Below are 14,793 nucleotides of genomic sequence, written 5' to 3' on the forward strand. Positions count from 1 at the left end.
TACCTGGTGCGTGATCAGAACTGATGCTGCACTTTGAGCGATACAAAGCGGCCACGCGGATCAGCCTGGGTGATATCGAAGAAGCTGGTCGATGAATCCCAGGATGGACGACGATTCGTCAGATTCTGTACCAGCAAACTCAGCGTGGTTGCCGGGCTCAGCTTGTAAGAAGTCGTCAGATCCAGGCTGCTGAATGCAGACACCGTTTCATTGCTGGCAGATTTTTGCTCATAGCCACCGACATAATTCCAGATCAGGGTATTTGACCACGCACCCTTAGTCCAGTTGACGGAGCTGACGCCGCGCCACTTAGGAATGGAACCAAAGTAGTTAGTGCCCGCTCCCTCTGTCAGTTCAGCCCCGGCAGATAAAGGCTCGGCAAAGCGCAGCACATAGCTGAGCTGTCCATTCAGGCTCAGCTGACCCCAGTCACTGCTCTGGAAGCGTTGGCGTATATCGAGATCCAGTCCGGATACTTCGCGATTTCCCTGATTGCGGTATTGACGATACAGCGTTGTGATACGGCCTTGCTCATCGCGGGTCACTTTTTCCGGACGTGTTTTTTCCGACGCCAGGATAGTATCGGCAGACTCAGTACCGATCACGCCTTTCTGGGTGATGCGGTAGTAATCAATGCCCAGGCTGGTATTGGCGGAAGGCGCGATCACGATACCAAAGTTCAGATTATTGGAACGCTCAGGCTGCAAAGCCGCATTGGCGATCGTGATATTGGTCACACCACGTGGCTGATTCGGCGTCAGCGGGTCGCGCGGATCGGTCACACTGCCATAGCTGACCGAGGTGCTCTTGGTAATTTCCGGGAAAGACGGCGCACGGAAACCACGCGAGGCAGTACCACGTAACAGCAACCAGTCAGCCGCCTGATAACGCAGGCTGGCCTTAGGTGAAAACGCATTGCCGAAATCGGAATAATGATCATAGCGACCAGCCAGATTCAGATTCAGATCTTTGACCAGCGGCACGCTGAGTTCACCAAACAGGGCAGACACGTCACGCTGACCATTGATGATATTGATCGCGGGACGCAATTCGGTGCCGCTCAATACTGCGGTGGAAGTCTGGGAATCCATCGCTTCCCTGCGCCATTGCGCACCACCGGCAAAACCCACTTTACCGGCTGGCAGCGTCCACAACTCGGACGAGGCACTCAGATCCACAGTAGTCAGTTCAGATTGTGCAGGACGGCGGGTAGACAGACGCAGACGGTTTCTGAGTTCTTCAGAATTTTTCGACTGATCGGCAAAGTTATAGCTGCCGTCAGCCAGCACTTGCTGGAACACATAACGGTTCACGAAATTGGCGACCGTTTCCACCATCACACTGCTGGATTTCCCGGCGGATAAATCCCAGTCCCAGCCTGCGGTATAGCCTTTTATCCCGGCCAGTGCACGGTAAAACGTGACGCGATCAGTTTTCAGACGCGGTCCCAGATCGAATAAAGTGGCACTGAAAGCCAGCGGTGTGGAGCCCGGATTATTCGGATGACCGACCGGCAGCACGACCGGGATCGTGGTCAGAGATTGATTTGCATTATTCCAGACACGCAGATTACTCGATACGCTGAGTGGTGCGCTGAAAGTCTGGTCGGCGCGCGAATAGCTGTGCAGCCATTCTGCATAAGCCTGGGTATCCGGATTGATTTGGTAAGTGCCGGACAAGGCGGTATGCACACGCTCTATGCCTGGAATCAGGGTACGGTAAGGCGCAGGATTATAAGCCAGCACCTGCCCCGTTTTACCCGGGGTCAGCGCGGAGTAAGGCAGCAACTGCAAAGGTCCCTGCACACCGCCCAAAGTACGGGTAGGGTCAGAGCCGAAGTAATTGGTCGCGACCCAGCCCAGACTGCCATTTTGCTGATCGCGGAAATCCGCATCGCGTAACCAGCTCACATCACTCTGCTGCAATTTGCTGCGCTTTTGCGCATCCACCGACAGCGAAATACTGTAGCCATCTTTGTTCAGTTGCCCCCAGCCTGTTTGCAGCAAGGCGCTTTGCTCAGACTGGCCGGTGCCGGTAGCAGACTGACCGCCCTGCACCGTCAGCTCGGTTCCGGTGAATTCACGGTAGAGGATAATATTCACCACACCGGCCACCGCATCAGAACCATAGACAGAAGACGCGCCGTCTTTCAGCACTTCTATACGTTGTACCGCAGCCATAGGCAGACTGTTCAGATCAACGAATACATCCTGAATATTTTGTGCAGTTGCATAGCTGCTCACGCGTTTGCCATTGACCAGGATCAGGGTATTTTTCTGACCGATGCCGCGTAAGGATAAGCCGGAAGTACCCGCTGAAAAACTGCCGGTATATTGTTCGTTATAGCTGTTACCGCTATTCGCTGAAATCGAGCGCAACACATCAGCGACGCTGGTTTTACCGCTGTCTCGGATATCTTTGGCGCTGATCACCTGCACCGCTGCAGCACCTTCTTTTTGCGTCACACGCAGATTGGAACCGGTAATCACCACACGCTCCGCCTCTTGAGCAAAACTGTGAGAAGGGTAAATGGCGGCCAGCGCCAGCACCAGACGTAAGGGTCGTATCATAATTTCCTCTGTAATAGGACTTTCACAAAAACGCCCCAGCTGCGTTATGGCTCCTTGTCGTACCAGGCGTACTGCCTGCGTCGCCATGGTGTAGCCAGGGTTGCAGGCAACATGTTGCCTGCTGGCGAAGCGGACATCGCTTACCAGCGATGTTTCCCATAGCACCAAAGGAGTTTTAGCCTTGCTGGGACAATTTTGCGTCAGTCCTCTTTAAATATAAGCGTTTGCGATCACAAACGATGAAGCTCACCACACCAGCCTGATGGGTCAGGTGATGAAAAAAAAATCGATGGGGGTAACACAGAAGCTGAGCGACAGAGCGGCTCAGCGTGGGGGCACAATCACATGCACTGCGCCATGCACAGTGAGTAGAGTGTGTTCAGAACGGGGATGCAACAAAAGCGGAATACAACTAAGTAAGACATGAAACACTTTACATAATCAACAATGCGCCCAGTGTAATCAGCACGCTTCAGATTGAGAACGAATTAAAAGTGAGTTGCATATATGAAATAATACATAAAGACAGCGTAACAGAGCCTCAACGCGCGACCAGCATTTCATGCATGGGCAAGTCAAAGTGGTCAGGCTCGAACTCACAGGCCGCGACCGGATACGCAATACCCAGTGCAAGTGCGGCTGGCAACTGCGCCAGTGTTCTGTCATAAAAGCCACCGCCATAGCCTAACCGGTAAGCAGCATTAAAGCCTACGCAGGGAATCAGGATCACGGCAGGCTCCAGCAAATGGGTGCGCTGGGCAGGCAAAGGAATGCCGTAACTGTCAGCCTCCATCGCATCACCCGGCTGCCAGGCCAGAAAACGCAGCGGCGCCTGCGCTTGCACCACCCAGGGTAAGGCCAGCTGTATGCCCAGCGCATGCAGTTCTGCATACACCGCGCGCAAATCCGGCTCGGCGCGAATAGGCCAATACAGCGCCAGACTGGCTGGTCGCAGCGTCTGCATTTTGTCCAGCAGTTGTTGTTGCAGGCTGTGATCCCAGGCTGCGCGCTGCGCGGCAGGCACGGCACTACGCTGCGCTAATAAGTGGCGGCGCAGGCTCAGTCTTGAGTTGGAAAGAAACTGTTCTGGCGCATGCGCGCCCTTGTCTGGCTGTGTCATACTGTCAGCAATCATGCTCAAAAGATAAACGAATGATGTCTTTCAAAAGAAAATTAGCCGGGCTAAGCCTGACGATCTTAGCAGGTTTATTGTGCCAGCTGGCACATGCGGCGAATACGCCAAAAAAAACCCTGGTCACTGATGATGACCGCTTCATGGCGCTGCGCGATGCCGCCTTTCATGATGATGCCAGCGGCGCCGATCAGCATGCCGCACTGCTCAGCAATTACGATATTCCCTCTTACGTTGATTACTACCGTCTGCGCTCACGTCTGAGCAAAACCAGCAATGCTGAATTCCGTGAATTCCTGAGTAAGTACGAAGGCAGTGCGATTGCCGACCGGCTGCGCAATGACTGGCTGCTGGTATTGGGTCGACGTGGCGAATGGGAACTGTTCGATCAGCAGTATCCGCAATTTGTGGTGGCGGATGATAACCAGCTGCGCTGCTATGCACAGCTGTCACGCGCCAGCCGCCAGCAAAAAGTAGCAGCGGAAGCCAAGGCCTTGCTGAACTCGCCCAAAGACTATGGCGAAGGCTGCTACAGCCTGGTCAATGCGCTGGCCGCGAATGGCCAGTTCAGCCAGTCCGATCTGTGGGATCAGTTAAGAATGGCCGGTGAATATGGCGCTATGCCTTTAGCTCAACGCCTGGGAAAATTACTGGAACTGCCGGAAAAGAAAATCAGCGAAGCGCTGGAAAAACCCGCTGCACTGCTCAAAAAAGGCCCCGATGGAACCAAAGCCGGTAAAGAGTTATTCATCATCGCACTCGGACGCGCAGCTAAATCCGATCCCGAAGATGCGGCTGAAAAATTATCACGCTACAGTGCCAAACTGAATGAGACAGAACGCGCCAACGGCTGGGCACAAATTGCTTTGCAATCGGCATTAAAACTGGAACCCGAAGCACTCGGTTATTGGGTGCGCGCAGAAGCAGCCCGCTTTAGCCAGGAAGCCTATCAATGGCGGGTGCGCACTGCGCTGCGTGAAGGTGACTGGAAGCTGGTGAAGAATGCGATTCTGGCGATGCCCGCCAACCTGCGCAATGAACCAACCTGGATCTACTGGCTGGGCCGTGCGCTGAAAGCAGAAGGCAAGCACGACGAAGCGCGCCAGCTGTTTAATGGTATCGCCGATCAGATACATTTTTACGGTCAGTTAGCGAGCGAAGAAAATGGCCGCAAAATCGGTATCCCGCCTGGCAATAAACCTGTCAGCGCCGAGGAAGTCGCGCCGATGGAAAAAAATCCTAACCTGCAAAGAGCGCTGCGCTTTTATGCGATGAACTTGCGTCCGGAAGGCACGCGTGAATGGAACTGGGAATTGCGCAAAATGAATGAGCGCCAGACCCTGGCCGCGGCTGAACTGGCGCGTAAAAACAATCTGCTGGATCGCATGGTGAATACCTCAGACCGTACCCGTGGCGAGCTCGATTTCAGCCAGCGCTATCCGACGCCATTCAATGACAGCATGTACAAAATGACGCAGGCGCTCGGGCTGGACATGGCCTGGGTGTATGGACTGATACGTCAGGAATCGCGCTTTGTGATGCAGGCCAAATCGCATGTCGGTGCCTCTGGTCTGATGCAGGTGATGCCATCCACCGCACGCTATGTGGCGAAGAAAATAGGACTGGGTAATTTCGTGCCTGAGCAGGTCAATGATATAGAGACCAATATCGCGCTCGGCACCAATTATCTGAACATGGTACTGACCGATCTGGGTGGGTCGCAGGCACTGGCCTCAGCCGCTTACAACGCTGGCCCTGGCCGTCCGCGTGCCTGGCGCGCCAAGCTCAGCCACCCGGTCGAAGGTGCGATTTTTGCTGAGACCATTCCGTTCAATGAAACCCGTGGCTATGTTAAAAACGTCTTATCGAATGCGACCTATTACGCTGCGCTGTTCGAGAAAAAACCGCAGTCGCTGAAAGCCCGTCTTGGCGTGGTGGTGCCAAAAGGCATGTCCGCCAGTGATGCCGAATTACCTGATGAAAGCCAACGCAATGCAAGAGACTGAAATCCACCCTGCCCTCGCAGCCATCATGCACGATCAGCGTTCGCCGCTGACACTGGTGATAGGGAATAAAAATTATTCTTCCTGGTCTATGCGTCCCTGGCTGGTATTGAAAGCCTTTGGCATTCCTTTTGAAGAAATCCGTATTTTGCTCGGGCGCCCGGATACCACGGCACTGATCAGTGAATACTCGCTGGCTGGCAAAGTACCGGTCTTGATCAGCAAAGACATCACCGTATGGGATTCACTGTCTATCTGTGAATTCCTTGCTGACCAGTACAGCAGCCTGCCTCTGTGGCCGCAGGATGTGGCAGCGCGTGCGCATGCACGCAGCATTTGTGCGGAAATGCATTCCGGTTTTTCTGCGCTGCGTTTCGATATGCCGATGAATATCCGTGCCGCGCTGCCCGGTAAAGGCCGCACCATGGGTGCCCAGGCTGATATAGGACGTATCTGTGAAATCTGGGAAGACTGTCTGGCGCGCTATGGTGCGCATGGCTATTTATTCGGCGGCTTTTCGATTGCCGATGCCTATTTCGCGCCGGTCGTGATGCGCTTCCGTACCTATGAAGTGTCGTTGGCCCCAGCCTTGCAAGCCTATGTAGAACGCGTGATTCAGCATCCGGCTGTGGCGCAGTGGATACGTGAAGCGGAAGCCGAGTCTGAAGTCTTTCCTGCCCATGATGCACGTTTAGAGAAGTCGCCCTGATGAAGATTTATGAAGTGGGTGGCGCAGTGCGCGACCGATTACTGGGGCTGGCGGTGCAAGACCATGATTATGTGGTGGTAGGCAGCACGCCGGAACAAATGCTGGCTGCCGGTTTTCAGCCGGTAGGCAAGGATTTTCCGGTGTTTTTGCATCCGAAAACTCATGAAGAATATGCGCTGGCCCGCACTGAAAGAAAAACTGCAGCAGGCTATAAAGGCTTTGTATTTCATACCGATGCCGAAGTCACGCTGGAACAGGATCTGATACGGCGCGATCTGACGGTGAATGCGATGGCGCGCGACAGCGATGGTCACATCATCGATCCGTTTGGCGGCCAGCAGGATTTACAGGCTGGCGTGTTCCGCCATGTATCGGCAGCTTTTGCCGAAGACCCGGTACGCATACTGCGGGTAGCACGTTTTGCGGCGCGCTTTTCACGGCCACCACAGGTATTTCAGGTGGCAGCAGAAACGAATGCGCTGATGCGCACTATGGTGGACGCGGGTGAAGTGGATGCGCTGGTACCGGAACGGGTGTGGCAGGAAATTGCACGCGGCCTCATGGAAGCTGTCCCTTCGCGCATGTTTGCGGTGTTACGCGAGTGCGGTGCCTTGCAACGCCTGCTGCCAGAACTCGATGCACTGTGGGGCGTGCCGCAACCGCCACAGCATCATCCCGAAATCGATACCGGTGTGCATGTGATGCTGGTGGTCGATTACGCCGCACAGCAAGGCTATACACTGCCGGTCAGACTGGCGGCTTTACTGCATGATCTGGGCAAAGGCTCGACCGATCCTGCATTATGGCCACGTCACCACGGCCACGAAGCGCGCAGTGTGGAACTGGTACAGGCGATTTGTCAGCGCCTGCGGGTTCCGGGCGATTGCCGCGATCTGGCTGTGATGACCGCGCGCGACCATGGCAATGTGGGCAGAGCGTTGGAAATGCGCAGCGCCAGTCTGGTGGATCTGCTGATGCGCAATGATGCTTTCCGCAAGCCTGAACGTTTTCTGGAATTTCTGCTGGCCGCAGAATGCGACCATTTTGGCCGCACTGGCTTTGAACAAGTGCCCTTCCCGCAAACCGACTTTCTGCGCGCAGTGCTGCACGCAGCGCGCCAGGTCAATGCCGGTGCCATCGCCGCACAATGCGCTGACAATCCGGCACGGATACCGGAAGCGGTACGCACTGCGCGCATCGCCGCTGTGCGTGCCTTGCGTGCTGCGCTTGCTGAATCTGCTGAAACAAAATAAGCGAAACCAAAGTCCGCATGAAATAAGGCGTACAGCCGTTTTTCGAGCCAGCAGCCGCAGCGGATATAGGTCTTCTGTTTTTCCACTTGCCTGCAGACGCGCTGCTGGTGACAGCACACTTGCTACACGCAGAAAAAACAGCCAGCTGTGCAGCGAGTCCAGCTATCATGCGGAATAGCTGGAGTTCAGCCAGTTATTGCTCTACAATTGATTGTGCACTGCACCATTCATGCAGTAAGGAGTTGTTATGCAGCCCTCCGACCTCTATCCCGATCCCTCATCCGGCCAGCCGGAGTCTAAGTCGCGTCCCATCATTCATGTTAAGGAATTATCGGAACGCGACCGTCACCGCATCTTGCGCCATTTCCTGGCACTGGAGGAAAGCGACCGCCTGCTGCGCTTCGGTACTTATCTGCCGGATGCGATGATAGAAAAATATGTCGATGGCATTAAATTTGAACAAGACAAAGTATTCGGCGTGATGAGCCACAGCTTCCGCCTGATCGGCGTCGGTCATCTGGCATTTGCACCGCGTACAGAAAAAGATGAAGCCACTGACAAAGCCAGGGTCGCGGAATTCGGCGTATCGGTGTCACAAAATGCGCGTGGCAAAGGCGTCGGCGCCAGACTGTTTGAACGTGGCGCCATCCATTGCCGCAATGCCGATGTCGATACCCTGTACATGCATTGCCTGTCTTCGAATGCGACCATGATCCATATCGCTAAAAAAGCCGGCATGGAAATTCACCGCGAATATGGTGAAGCGGATGCCTATCTGAAGCTGCTGCCAGCCAGTCCAGCCAGCGTCTTGATGGAAGCGATGCAGGAACAGGTGGCAGCGCTCGATTACAGTTTCAAGGCCAATGCGCGCGCTGCGGCCAAGTGGCTGCGCCATTTACCGGGCTGGAAATAAAACGCGGTGCGTGCTTTAGCCAGCGCCATTCACGGTTTTCAATACCAGACTGGCGCAGAGTAAATCCGCCAGCGCGGTGCCAACGGATTTGAACACAGTAATTTCTTCTGCATTGTTCCGTCTGCCCTCCCCGCGGCATAATTGCGCTAACTCGGCAGAGATCGCCGATGCCTGAAACTGGCCTTCTGCAATCGGGATTAATAACTCTCCGGCTTCCCTGAGTACGTTTTCCCGCGAATCGACACAAACCCGCGCACGGGTAATCAGGGCGGTATCACATTCGCGCCGGTCAGGGCTATGATTGCCGAGCATATCCACATGACAGCCTGGCGCGATGCGCGCGCCCTCCAGCAAGGGCGTAGCGGAACCAGTGGCCGCTACGATGATGTCGGCCTCTGCCGTTACCTGCTGCAGCTCACTGACTGCCTGCACTTGCAATTCAGGATAGGCGCTGCCTGATTCAGCATAAAACTGATCGACCACCGCCTGCGCCTTAGCGATATCCCTTCCCCACACCGATATGCGGCCCAGCGCATGCTGGCTCAGATGCGCGCGCAGCAAAGGCAAGGCAAGCCGACCGGTACCCAGCAATAGCAAATGCTGTGCATCAGGCCGGGCCAAATAGCGTGCCGCCAGCGCCGATACCGCAGCGGTACGCCAGTAAGTCACACTGGTGCCATCAACCATCGCCAGCGGCATACCATCTGCTCGCCGGAACAACAGGATTTTGGCAAACACCGTGGGCAGCTGATTTTCTGCATTATCCGGAAAATAGGTGAAGGCCTTCATCCCTATCAGCTCCTCATTCCAGGCTGGCAGCAATGCAAAGCCCTCGTGGCTGTCCGTATGCTCTGCCAGGCGATAGACCTGACGCGGCGGCATGCTGAAATCCTGACTGAATCCCTGCTCTAATGCATCGATCAAACGCGGAAAATCCAAAGCCTGCCCGACTTGTGCTGCATCGATAATCTGCATAGCTGCTCTCTCTGCTCTGTGTTGAGTGATAAGGAATAAAGGTAACTGGGGCCTTATCCTGCCACCGGCAAGGCCGTGGTTTCTTTAATCTGTTGCAGCGCGAAGCTGGATTTCACATCCAGCACGGCCGGATGGCGCAACAGGGTCTCCATCATAAAGCGGGAAAAGTGATCCATGTCTTCGACATGCACACGTAGCAGATAATCCATTTCACCGGTCATCGCATAACAGGCGACCACTTCCGGCCATTGCGCAACCGATGCCGAAAAATCCTCACGCGGCGAACGCGAAGCGCCCTTACCCGGCTGATCACTATGTTTTTCCAGCCTCACGTTCACATAGGCGAGCAGGCCGAGACCAATTTTAGCCGGTTCCAGCAAAGCCACGTATTTGCGTATCACACCACTGTCTTCCAGCCGCTTGATACGGCGCAGGCAAGGGGATGGCGATAAGTTAATCCGCTCTGCCACTTCCTGATTAGTCAGACGACCATCTGCCTGCAGTATCGCCAGAATTTTCCTGTCGATTTTATCCAGCACTAACTCTGTCATGATTTACCAAGGATTAATTGATATGAGCAATATTATTGCGCAATTTCAGCCAGCTTTGGACAAATTTGGAATTTTATGGCGCGTTTTGCGGACTATACTGTGAGTTTGATCTGCATCAAAAAGCATCCGGAAACGGACATTGATACAGCCATAAAGACTGATGCAAGCCTGCAATTATCTGGCAGACTGGACGCAGGCAACATCGGTTCTACATTCGATGATTTGACACAGGAGACAAGCATGACATTCCAGACTTGGGACAACCCGATGGGGACCGATGGGTTTGAATTCGTAGAGTACGCCGCACCGGATCCAAAAGCTATGGGCGAGCTGTTTATCAGCATGGGCTTTACCGCTATCGCTAAACACCGCACCAAGGATGTGACGCTGTATCGTCAAGGCGATGTGAACTTTATCATCAATGCAGAACCTGACTCTTTTGCACAAAAATTCGCACGCAAACACGGGCCTTGCGTATGTGCCTTCGCGTTCCGCGTGAAAGACGCGAATGCCGCTTACAAACGTGCACTCGATCTGGGCGCATGGGGCTTTGATAACAAAACCGGTCCTATGGAATTGAATATTCCTGCGATTAAAGGTATCGGTGATTCCCTGATTTATTTCGTTGACCGCTGGCATGGTAAAGATGGCGCTGAGCCTGGTTCTATCGGTAACATCAGCATTTATGATGCGGACTTCGTCGCTATTCCTGGCGTAGCACCAAATCCAGTCGGCAATGGCCTGACCTATATCGACCATCTGACCCACAATGTGTACCGTGGCCGCATGAAGGAATGGGCAGACTTCTATGAAAGCCTGTTCAACTTCCGCGAAATCCGTTACTTCGATATCGCCGGTAAGCATACAGGTCTGAAGTCCAAAGCGATGACTTCCCCTTGCGGAAAAATCCGTATTCCTATCAATGAATCGTCCGATGACAAGTCCCAGATCGCAGAATATCTGGACCTGTATCACGGCGAAGGCGTGCAGCATATCGCGATGGGTACCGACAATGTGTACAAAACCGTGGCCGACATGAAGGCAGCTGGTGTTTCTTTCCAGGATACGATAGAAACCTATTACGACCTGGTCGACCGCCGCCTGCCTGGCCATGGCGAAAACCTGGAAGAATTGCGCAAACTGCGCATCCTGATCGACGGTAAGAGCACAGAAACTTCACGTGAATTGCTGCTCCAGATTTTCACGACCACCGTGATCGGCCCTATCTTCTTTGAAATCATCCAACGCAAAGGCGATCAGGGCTTTGGCGAAGGCAACTTCCGCGCTCTGTTTGAATCCATAGAACTGGATCAGATACGCCGCGGTGTACTGAAAGATGAGAAAGCAAGCGTATAAGCTTGCTGTATTAATGTGAGACTCCAACAAAAGGCCGACACTTTGTATGTCGGCCTTTTGTCTAAAAAAGATCAACAGGACTGACGCAAAACCGCCCCGGCGACGTTATAGCTCCCGCTTGTGAACCTTGTACTATGCGTACTGCCTGCGTCGCTATGCCTTGCTGGGACAATTTTGCGTAAGTCCTAATCAAAATATTGGATATGAATACAACTACCACCGTCAGCAATGCGGATTTTCTCGCCACCGTTGCTGAAAAATCAGATGGTGCCGCGCTGCGCGGCGACTATAGCAAGGCGGATGCGCACTATGTAGTCAGCCAGGATTGGGCTGCCTATACCGAAGAAGAACATGCACTGTGGCGACGTCTGTATCAGCGTCAGATGGCCTTGCTGCCAGGACGTGCGTGTGATGAATTCATCGAGGCACTACAGGCGATGAATGCGGCCGATGGCATCCCGGAATTTGAAAAAACCTCGCAACAATTATTTGCTGCGACTGGCTGGACCATCGTTGCAGTTCCGGGTCTGATTCCTGAACTGACTTTCTTTGAACATCTGGCCAATCGTCGCTTCCCGGTCACAGTCTGGCTGCGCACACCGGAAGAATTCAACTACATCGTGGAACCCGATGTATTCCACGATTTCTTCGGGCATGTGCCCATGCTGTTTAATCCTGTGTTTGCGGATTTCATTCAGCTGTACGGCAAAGGCGGCCTCAAGGCGATGAAGCTGGGCGGACTCGATCAGCTGGCGCGCCTGTACTGGTACACCGTGGAATTTGGCCTGATCAATACGCCGCAAGGTTTACGCATTTACGGCGCGGGCATCCTGTCTTCCGGCGGCGAAGTCGAATACTGCCTGACACCGGGCACCAGTTCGCGTCACATCCATCTGGAGATAGAACGCTGCCTGAACACCTTGTACAAAATAGACAGCTATCAGGAAACCTATTTTGTGATCGACAGTTTCCAGGAATTGTTTGATGGTACCGCGCCTGACTTTACGCCTTACTACGATAAGCTCAGATCAGGTAATCCATTACCAGCCAATACCCTGTTGCCGCATGAAGTGGAATTACTGCCTGCGCAGTAATCCACCAGCCCGTTAAGACGGCTGCGATCAACGTGATCGCAGCCGTTCCCTGCGCTGCCTCTGTTGGCTCAGCTGGATCAGCTGGATCAGCTTTCCTTGTTGGCAGCCGCCACACACCAATACACTGCATTCTCACGCTGCATCAAACCGTGCATGATCATTTCTCTTCGCAGCGTCGCGCAATCTTCGTGAAACTGTAGCAGGAATTGATTCAGCTCGGCTTCCGGATAATGCCTGTGCTGATCCAGCTGCGCGAGCAGCCAGTGCAAAATCACCAGCCGTTTTTTTCTTTGTTCAGGTATTTTCAGTAAGCGGCCATCACGTACAAAGCTCGCCATGACACGCGCCGTTTCCTGCGCGTTACTATGCAAATCCAGATTCGCCTGCTGCACATTCCAGTGCTGATGCAGACGTTCGGTTCTGGTATGGCGCAAACGCTGCAGCACCAGTTTTTGCCAGGCTGGCGTCGCATAGGCCTGTACCAGATCGCGCTGTATGCCATCCCACACACCGGCATCCGCAGTGAGTCCCAGCGCTTGCAGATACTCGCTTCTGACCAGCATAAACTGCTTACGATAGGGCAGCAGGAACAGACTCGCATCCTGCTCAGCGCACTGACGCGCTTCTGCATACTCACTGAACCACAGATTGGTCAGGCCTGCGACTTCAGTACCATGCCATAAAGTCGCCATATCGCTGCCGGGCGCCGCTTTACCGGATAAGACCTGCAAGGCATGCTCCCAATGTTGAAAGCCCAGCTCAGCCGCGCACAGGTTCAGACTATGGCGTAGCTGCCAGCACTCGGGCAAAGTCCAGTGCTGCTGACGGCTGAGCACCAGCGCATGTTTGCACGCAGGTGCATGCCCTTGCTGCAACAGCTTCAGCAACAAACGCGCGCGCGTTTTCATTTCCTGTATCAGTGGATTCATAGCGACACCCCGCTGCAACCAGACACAGGCCGTGCATGCACAGAACAGGAAACCGGACAGGGGTAAAACTGAAATACAACTAAAGACAACATGATCGCTCCAATTCGTTATCTGACGACCCGCTACGTCAAACGAATAATCGCTGATCACATCTGATGATGGCCAAACCGGCTGGCCGGTAAGGATGCGATAACACAGGGTGAGAGCCTCTTTTGCGGGCAGGCGCCCCTCAGCACCTGAGCCGCGATTGTAAAGTCAGGCTGAAGTCGCTGTCAATCAGACTGTTGGTGCTGTTGCGCGAAATCGCCGATCAGCTCCAGCCCAAGAGTTTTACCCAGCACATCAAGCGCTGCCTGATCGGCCGGATAAGGATAGGCTGTGATGCCTTTGACGCCATATTTGATCAGCATATGCTGGTTAGGGAAATAGACTTTTGGGGAGGGACGGCCGACTTTAAAATGGAAATTTTTAAATGTTTTTCTTCTCTTCTTAAGAAAGCTTGTCAGCTCATCTTCGCTGGAAAAAGTATATACCTGCTTATCTTCATCCAACTGCAATTCGAATGTTAGCGGCGTCGTTGAAATCGTCAATACCGCAGACAGGTGTATCAAAGCCGGATCAAAGCCCGTCGAGCGATAAAATGACTTCTCGTCGCTTGCCAGCGTCTCCATATCTGTTTCGAATTGGTCTTTCTTTTTACGCTTAGACTGTTGCTGATTTTCCGCAACCCCGGATGCACCGCCATGAAAACCCAGCACCGCACCCAGCATTAATTTTTTCTCTGCCGCAGCGACAAACAGATAATTGGCGCAGCTGGAAAAACAATAATCCTGCACCTGTAAGGCGACCTGATGACGGCGCATTGCATTGGCCACATCCAGCGCATCTTTGACACTACCACCCTCAGAACTAATCACAATCAGCGTAGCACCGCTATCCAGCTGCGCGATCAAAGCCTGTGCGGATTCCGGGCCAATTTCACCTTTAAAAGTGACCGTATTCTGTTCACGGCGCAGCTCAAATTCCGGCTCTGCATTGGCAGCTGCTGCCGCTCCGGAGAGCAGTGCAGCGCAGACAAAAGACACTGCATTCACATATTCAATTACGTGGGTCAATTAGATCAACTTCAATTTAGAGACAACTATTTTTTATACATGCGGTTTGAATATTTCACTAGAAAGTCTAGTTTTTTCATTGAGGCTAAACTGTATTTTTTCAACACAAATTAGTCCCATACTATTTTGCACTGAATTATTCATATCTCGAGGGTACACTTAAAAATAATTATCTTTTTCGACAGAAATTATA

Annotated in this window: 12 protein-coding genes; 6 read left to right on the forward strand and 6 right to left on the reverse strand. The window is 53.3% G+C overall.

Annotation, left to right across the window (positions count from 1 at the left end; all coding sequences use genetic code 11):
* Positions 1-14 precede the first annotated feature (14 nt).
* Together H8K43_RS15850 and H8K43_RS15855 are read right to left on the reverse strand one after the other, a co-directional pair.
* Positions 15-2,570, reverse strand: coding sequence for a TonB-dependent receptor (locus H8K43_RS15850; protein ID WP_186904728.1), 2,556 nt, complete (start codon positions 2,568-2,570; stop codon positions 15-17).
* 541 nt (positions 2,571-3,111) lie between these two features.
* On the reverse strand, positions 3,112-3,690 hold the full coding sequence (locus H8K43_RS15855) for a 5-formyltetrahydrofolate cyclo-ligase (protein WP_186904729.1): 579 nt from the start codon (positions 3,688-3,690) through the stop codon (positions 3,112-3,114).
* Between the two features lie 32 nt (positions 3,691-3,722).
* Here H8K43_RS15855 and H8K43_RS15860 point away from each other — a divergent pair, with 32 nt between their 5' ends.
* The 4 genes from H8K43_RS15860 to H8K43_RS15875 all read left to right on the forward strand — a co-directional run bounded on the left by H8K43_RS15860 (position 3,723) and on the right by H8K43_RS15875 (position 8,580).
* Positions 3,723-5,708 carry a lytic transglycosylase domain-containing protein gene (locus H8K43_RS15860; protein WP_186904730.1) on the forward strand — a complete coding sequence of 662 codons (1,986 nt, stop codon included), beginning with the start codon at positions 3,723-3,725 and terminating at the stop codon, positions 5,706-5,708.
* The gene (locus tag H8K43_RS15865) at positions 5,695-6,414 is read left to right on the forward strand and encodes a glutathione S-transferase family protein (RefSeq protein WP_186904776.1); all 720 of its coding nucleotides are present in this window, start codon (positions 5,695-5,697) and stop codon (positions 6,412-6,414) included. Before H8K43_RS15860 ends, H8K43_RS15865 begins: the two co-directional genes overlap by 14 nt.
* Positions 6,414-7,667: a multifunctional CCA addition/repair protein gene (locus H8K43_RS15870; RefSeq protein ID WP_186904731.1), complete on the forward strand. Its 1,254-nt coding sequence runs from the start codon at positions 6,414-6,416 to the stop codon at positions 7,665-7,667. Before H8K43_RS15865 ends, H8K43_RS15870 begins: the two co-directional genes overlap by 1 nt.
* A 247-nt stretch (positions 7,668-7,914) precedes the next feature.
* Positions 7,915-8,580: a GNAT family N-acetyltransferase gene (locus tag H8K43_RS15875; RefSeq protein ID WP_186904732.1), complete on the forward strand. Its 666-nt coding sequence runs from the start codon at positions 7,915-7,917 to the stop codon at positions 8,578-8,580.
* Positions 8,581-8,595: 15 nt separating this feature from the next.
* Here the strand turns inward: H8K43_RS15875 and lhpI are convergent, their stop codons facing one another.
* Entirely contained in the window at positions 8,596-9,555 is a 960-nt protein-coding gene (gene lhpI / locus H8K43_RS15880; protein WP_186904733.1) for a bifunctional Delta(1)-pyrroline-2-carboxylate/Delta(1)-piperideine-2-carboxylate reductase, read from the reverse strand.
* 53 nt (positions 9,556-9,608) lie between these two features.
* Positions 9,609-10,106, reverse strand: coding sequence for an Lrp/AsnC family transcriptional regulator (locus H8K43_RS15885; protein WP_162020653.1), 498 nt, complete (start codon positions 10,104-10,106; stop codon positions 9,609-9,611).
* A gap of 240 nt (positions 10,107-10,346) precedes the next feature.
* Here H8K43_RS15885 and hppD point away from each other — a divergent pair, with 240 nt between their 5' ends.
* Positions 10,347-11,462, forward strand: coding sequence for a 4-hydroxyphenylpyruvate dioxygenase (hppD, locus tag H8K43_RS15890; RefSeq protein WP_186904734.1), 1,116 nt, complete (start codon positions 10,347-10,349; stop codon positions 11,460-11,462).
* 203 nt (positions 11,463-11,665) lie between these two features.
* A complete protein-coding gene (gene phhA / locus H8K43_RS15895; protein WP_186904735.1) occupies positions 11,666-12,556 on the forward strand; it encodes a phenylalanine 4-monooxygenase in 891 nt (296 codons plus the stop codon).
* An 86-nt stretch (positions 12,557-12,642) separates the two neighbouring features.
* Here phhA and H8K43_RS15900 read toward each other — a convergent pair whose 3' ends face one another.
* Together H8K43_RS15900 and H8K43_RS15905 are read right to left on the reverse strand one after the other, a co-directional pair.
* Positions 12,643-13,485 (reverse strand): DUF2087 domain-containing protein, encoded by an 843-nt coding sequence (locus tag H8K43_RS15900; RefSeq protein WP_186904736.1) that lies wholly within the window; start codon positions 13,483-13,485, stop codon positions 12,643-12,645.
* Positions 13,486-13,757: 272 nt separating this feature from the next.
* Positions 13,758-14,600 (reverse strand): hypothetical protein, encoded by an 843-nt coding sequence (locus tag H8K43_RS15905; RefSeq protein ID WP_186904737.1) that lies wholly within the window; start codon positions 14,598-14,600, stop codon positions 13,758-13,760.
* Positions 14,601-14,793 lie beyond the last annotated feature (193 nt).

The organism is Cognatundibacterium curvum, assembly GCF_014284235.1.
Lineage (GTDB): Bacteria > Pseudomonadota > Gammaproteobacteria > Burkholderiales > Burkholderiaceae_D > Undibacterium > Undibacterium curvum.

Excerpts from the sequence above, each read along its gene's own strand:
- H8K43_RS15850 (WP_186904728.1), bottom strand. The coding sequence starts at position 2,570 with ATGATACGACCCTTACGTCTGGTGCTGGCGCTGGCCGCCATTTACCCT.
- H8K43_RS15855 (WP_186904729.1), bottom strand. The coding sequence starts at position 3,690 with ATGACACAGCCAGACAAGGGCGCGCATGCGCCAGAACAGTTTCTTTCC.
- H8K43_RS15860 (WP_186904730.1), top strand. The coding sequence starts at position 3,723 with ATGATGTCTTTCAAAAGAAAATTAGCCGGGCTAAGCCTGACGATCTTA.
- H8K43_RS15865 (WP_186904776.1), top strand. The coding sequence starts at position 5,695 with ATGCAAGAGACTGAAATCCACCCTGCCCTCGCAGCCATCATGCACGAT.
- H8K43_RS15870 (WP_186904731.1), top strand. The coding sequence starts at position 6,414 with ATGAAGATTTATGAAGTGGGTGGCGCAGTGCGCGACCGATTACTGGGG.
- H8K43_RS15875 (WP_186904732.1), top strand. The coding sequence starts at position 7,915 with ATGCAGCCCTCCGACCTCTATCCCGATCCCTCATCCGGCCAGCCGGAG.
- lhpI (WP_186904733.1), bottom strand. The coding sequence starts at position 9,555 with ATGCAGATTATCGATGCAGCACAAGTCGGGCAGGCTTTGGATTTTCCG.
- H8K43_RS15885 (WP_162020653.1), bottom strand. The coding sequence starts at position 10,106 with ATGACAGAGTTAGTGCTGGATAAAATCGACAGGAAAATTCTGGCGATA.
- hppD (WP_186904734.1), top strand. The coding sequence starts at position 10,347 with ATGACATTCCAGACTTGGGACAACCCGATGGGGACCGATGGGTTTGAA.
- phhA (WP_186904735.1), top strand. The coding sequence starts at position 11,666 with ATGAATACAACTACCACCGTCAGCAATGCGGATTTTCTCGCCACCGTT.
- H8K43_RS15900 (WP_186904736.1), bottom strand. The coding sequence starts at position 13,485 with ATGAATCCACTGATACAGGAAATGAAAACGCGCGCGCGTTTGTTGCTG.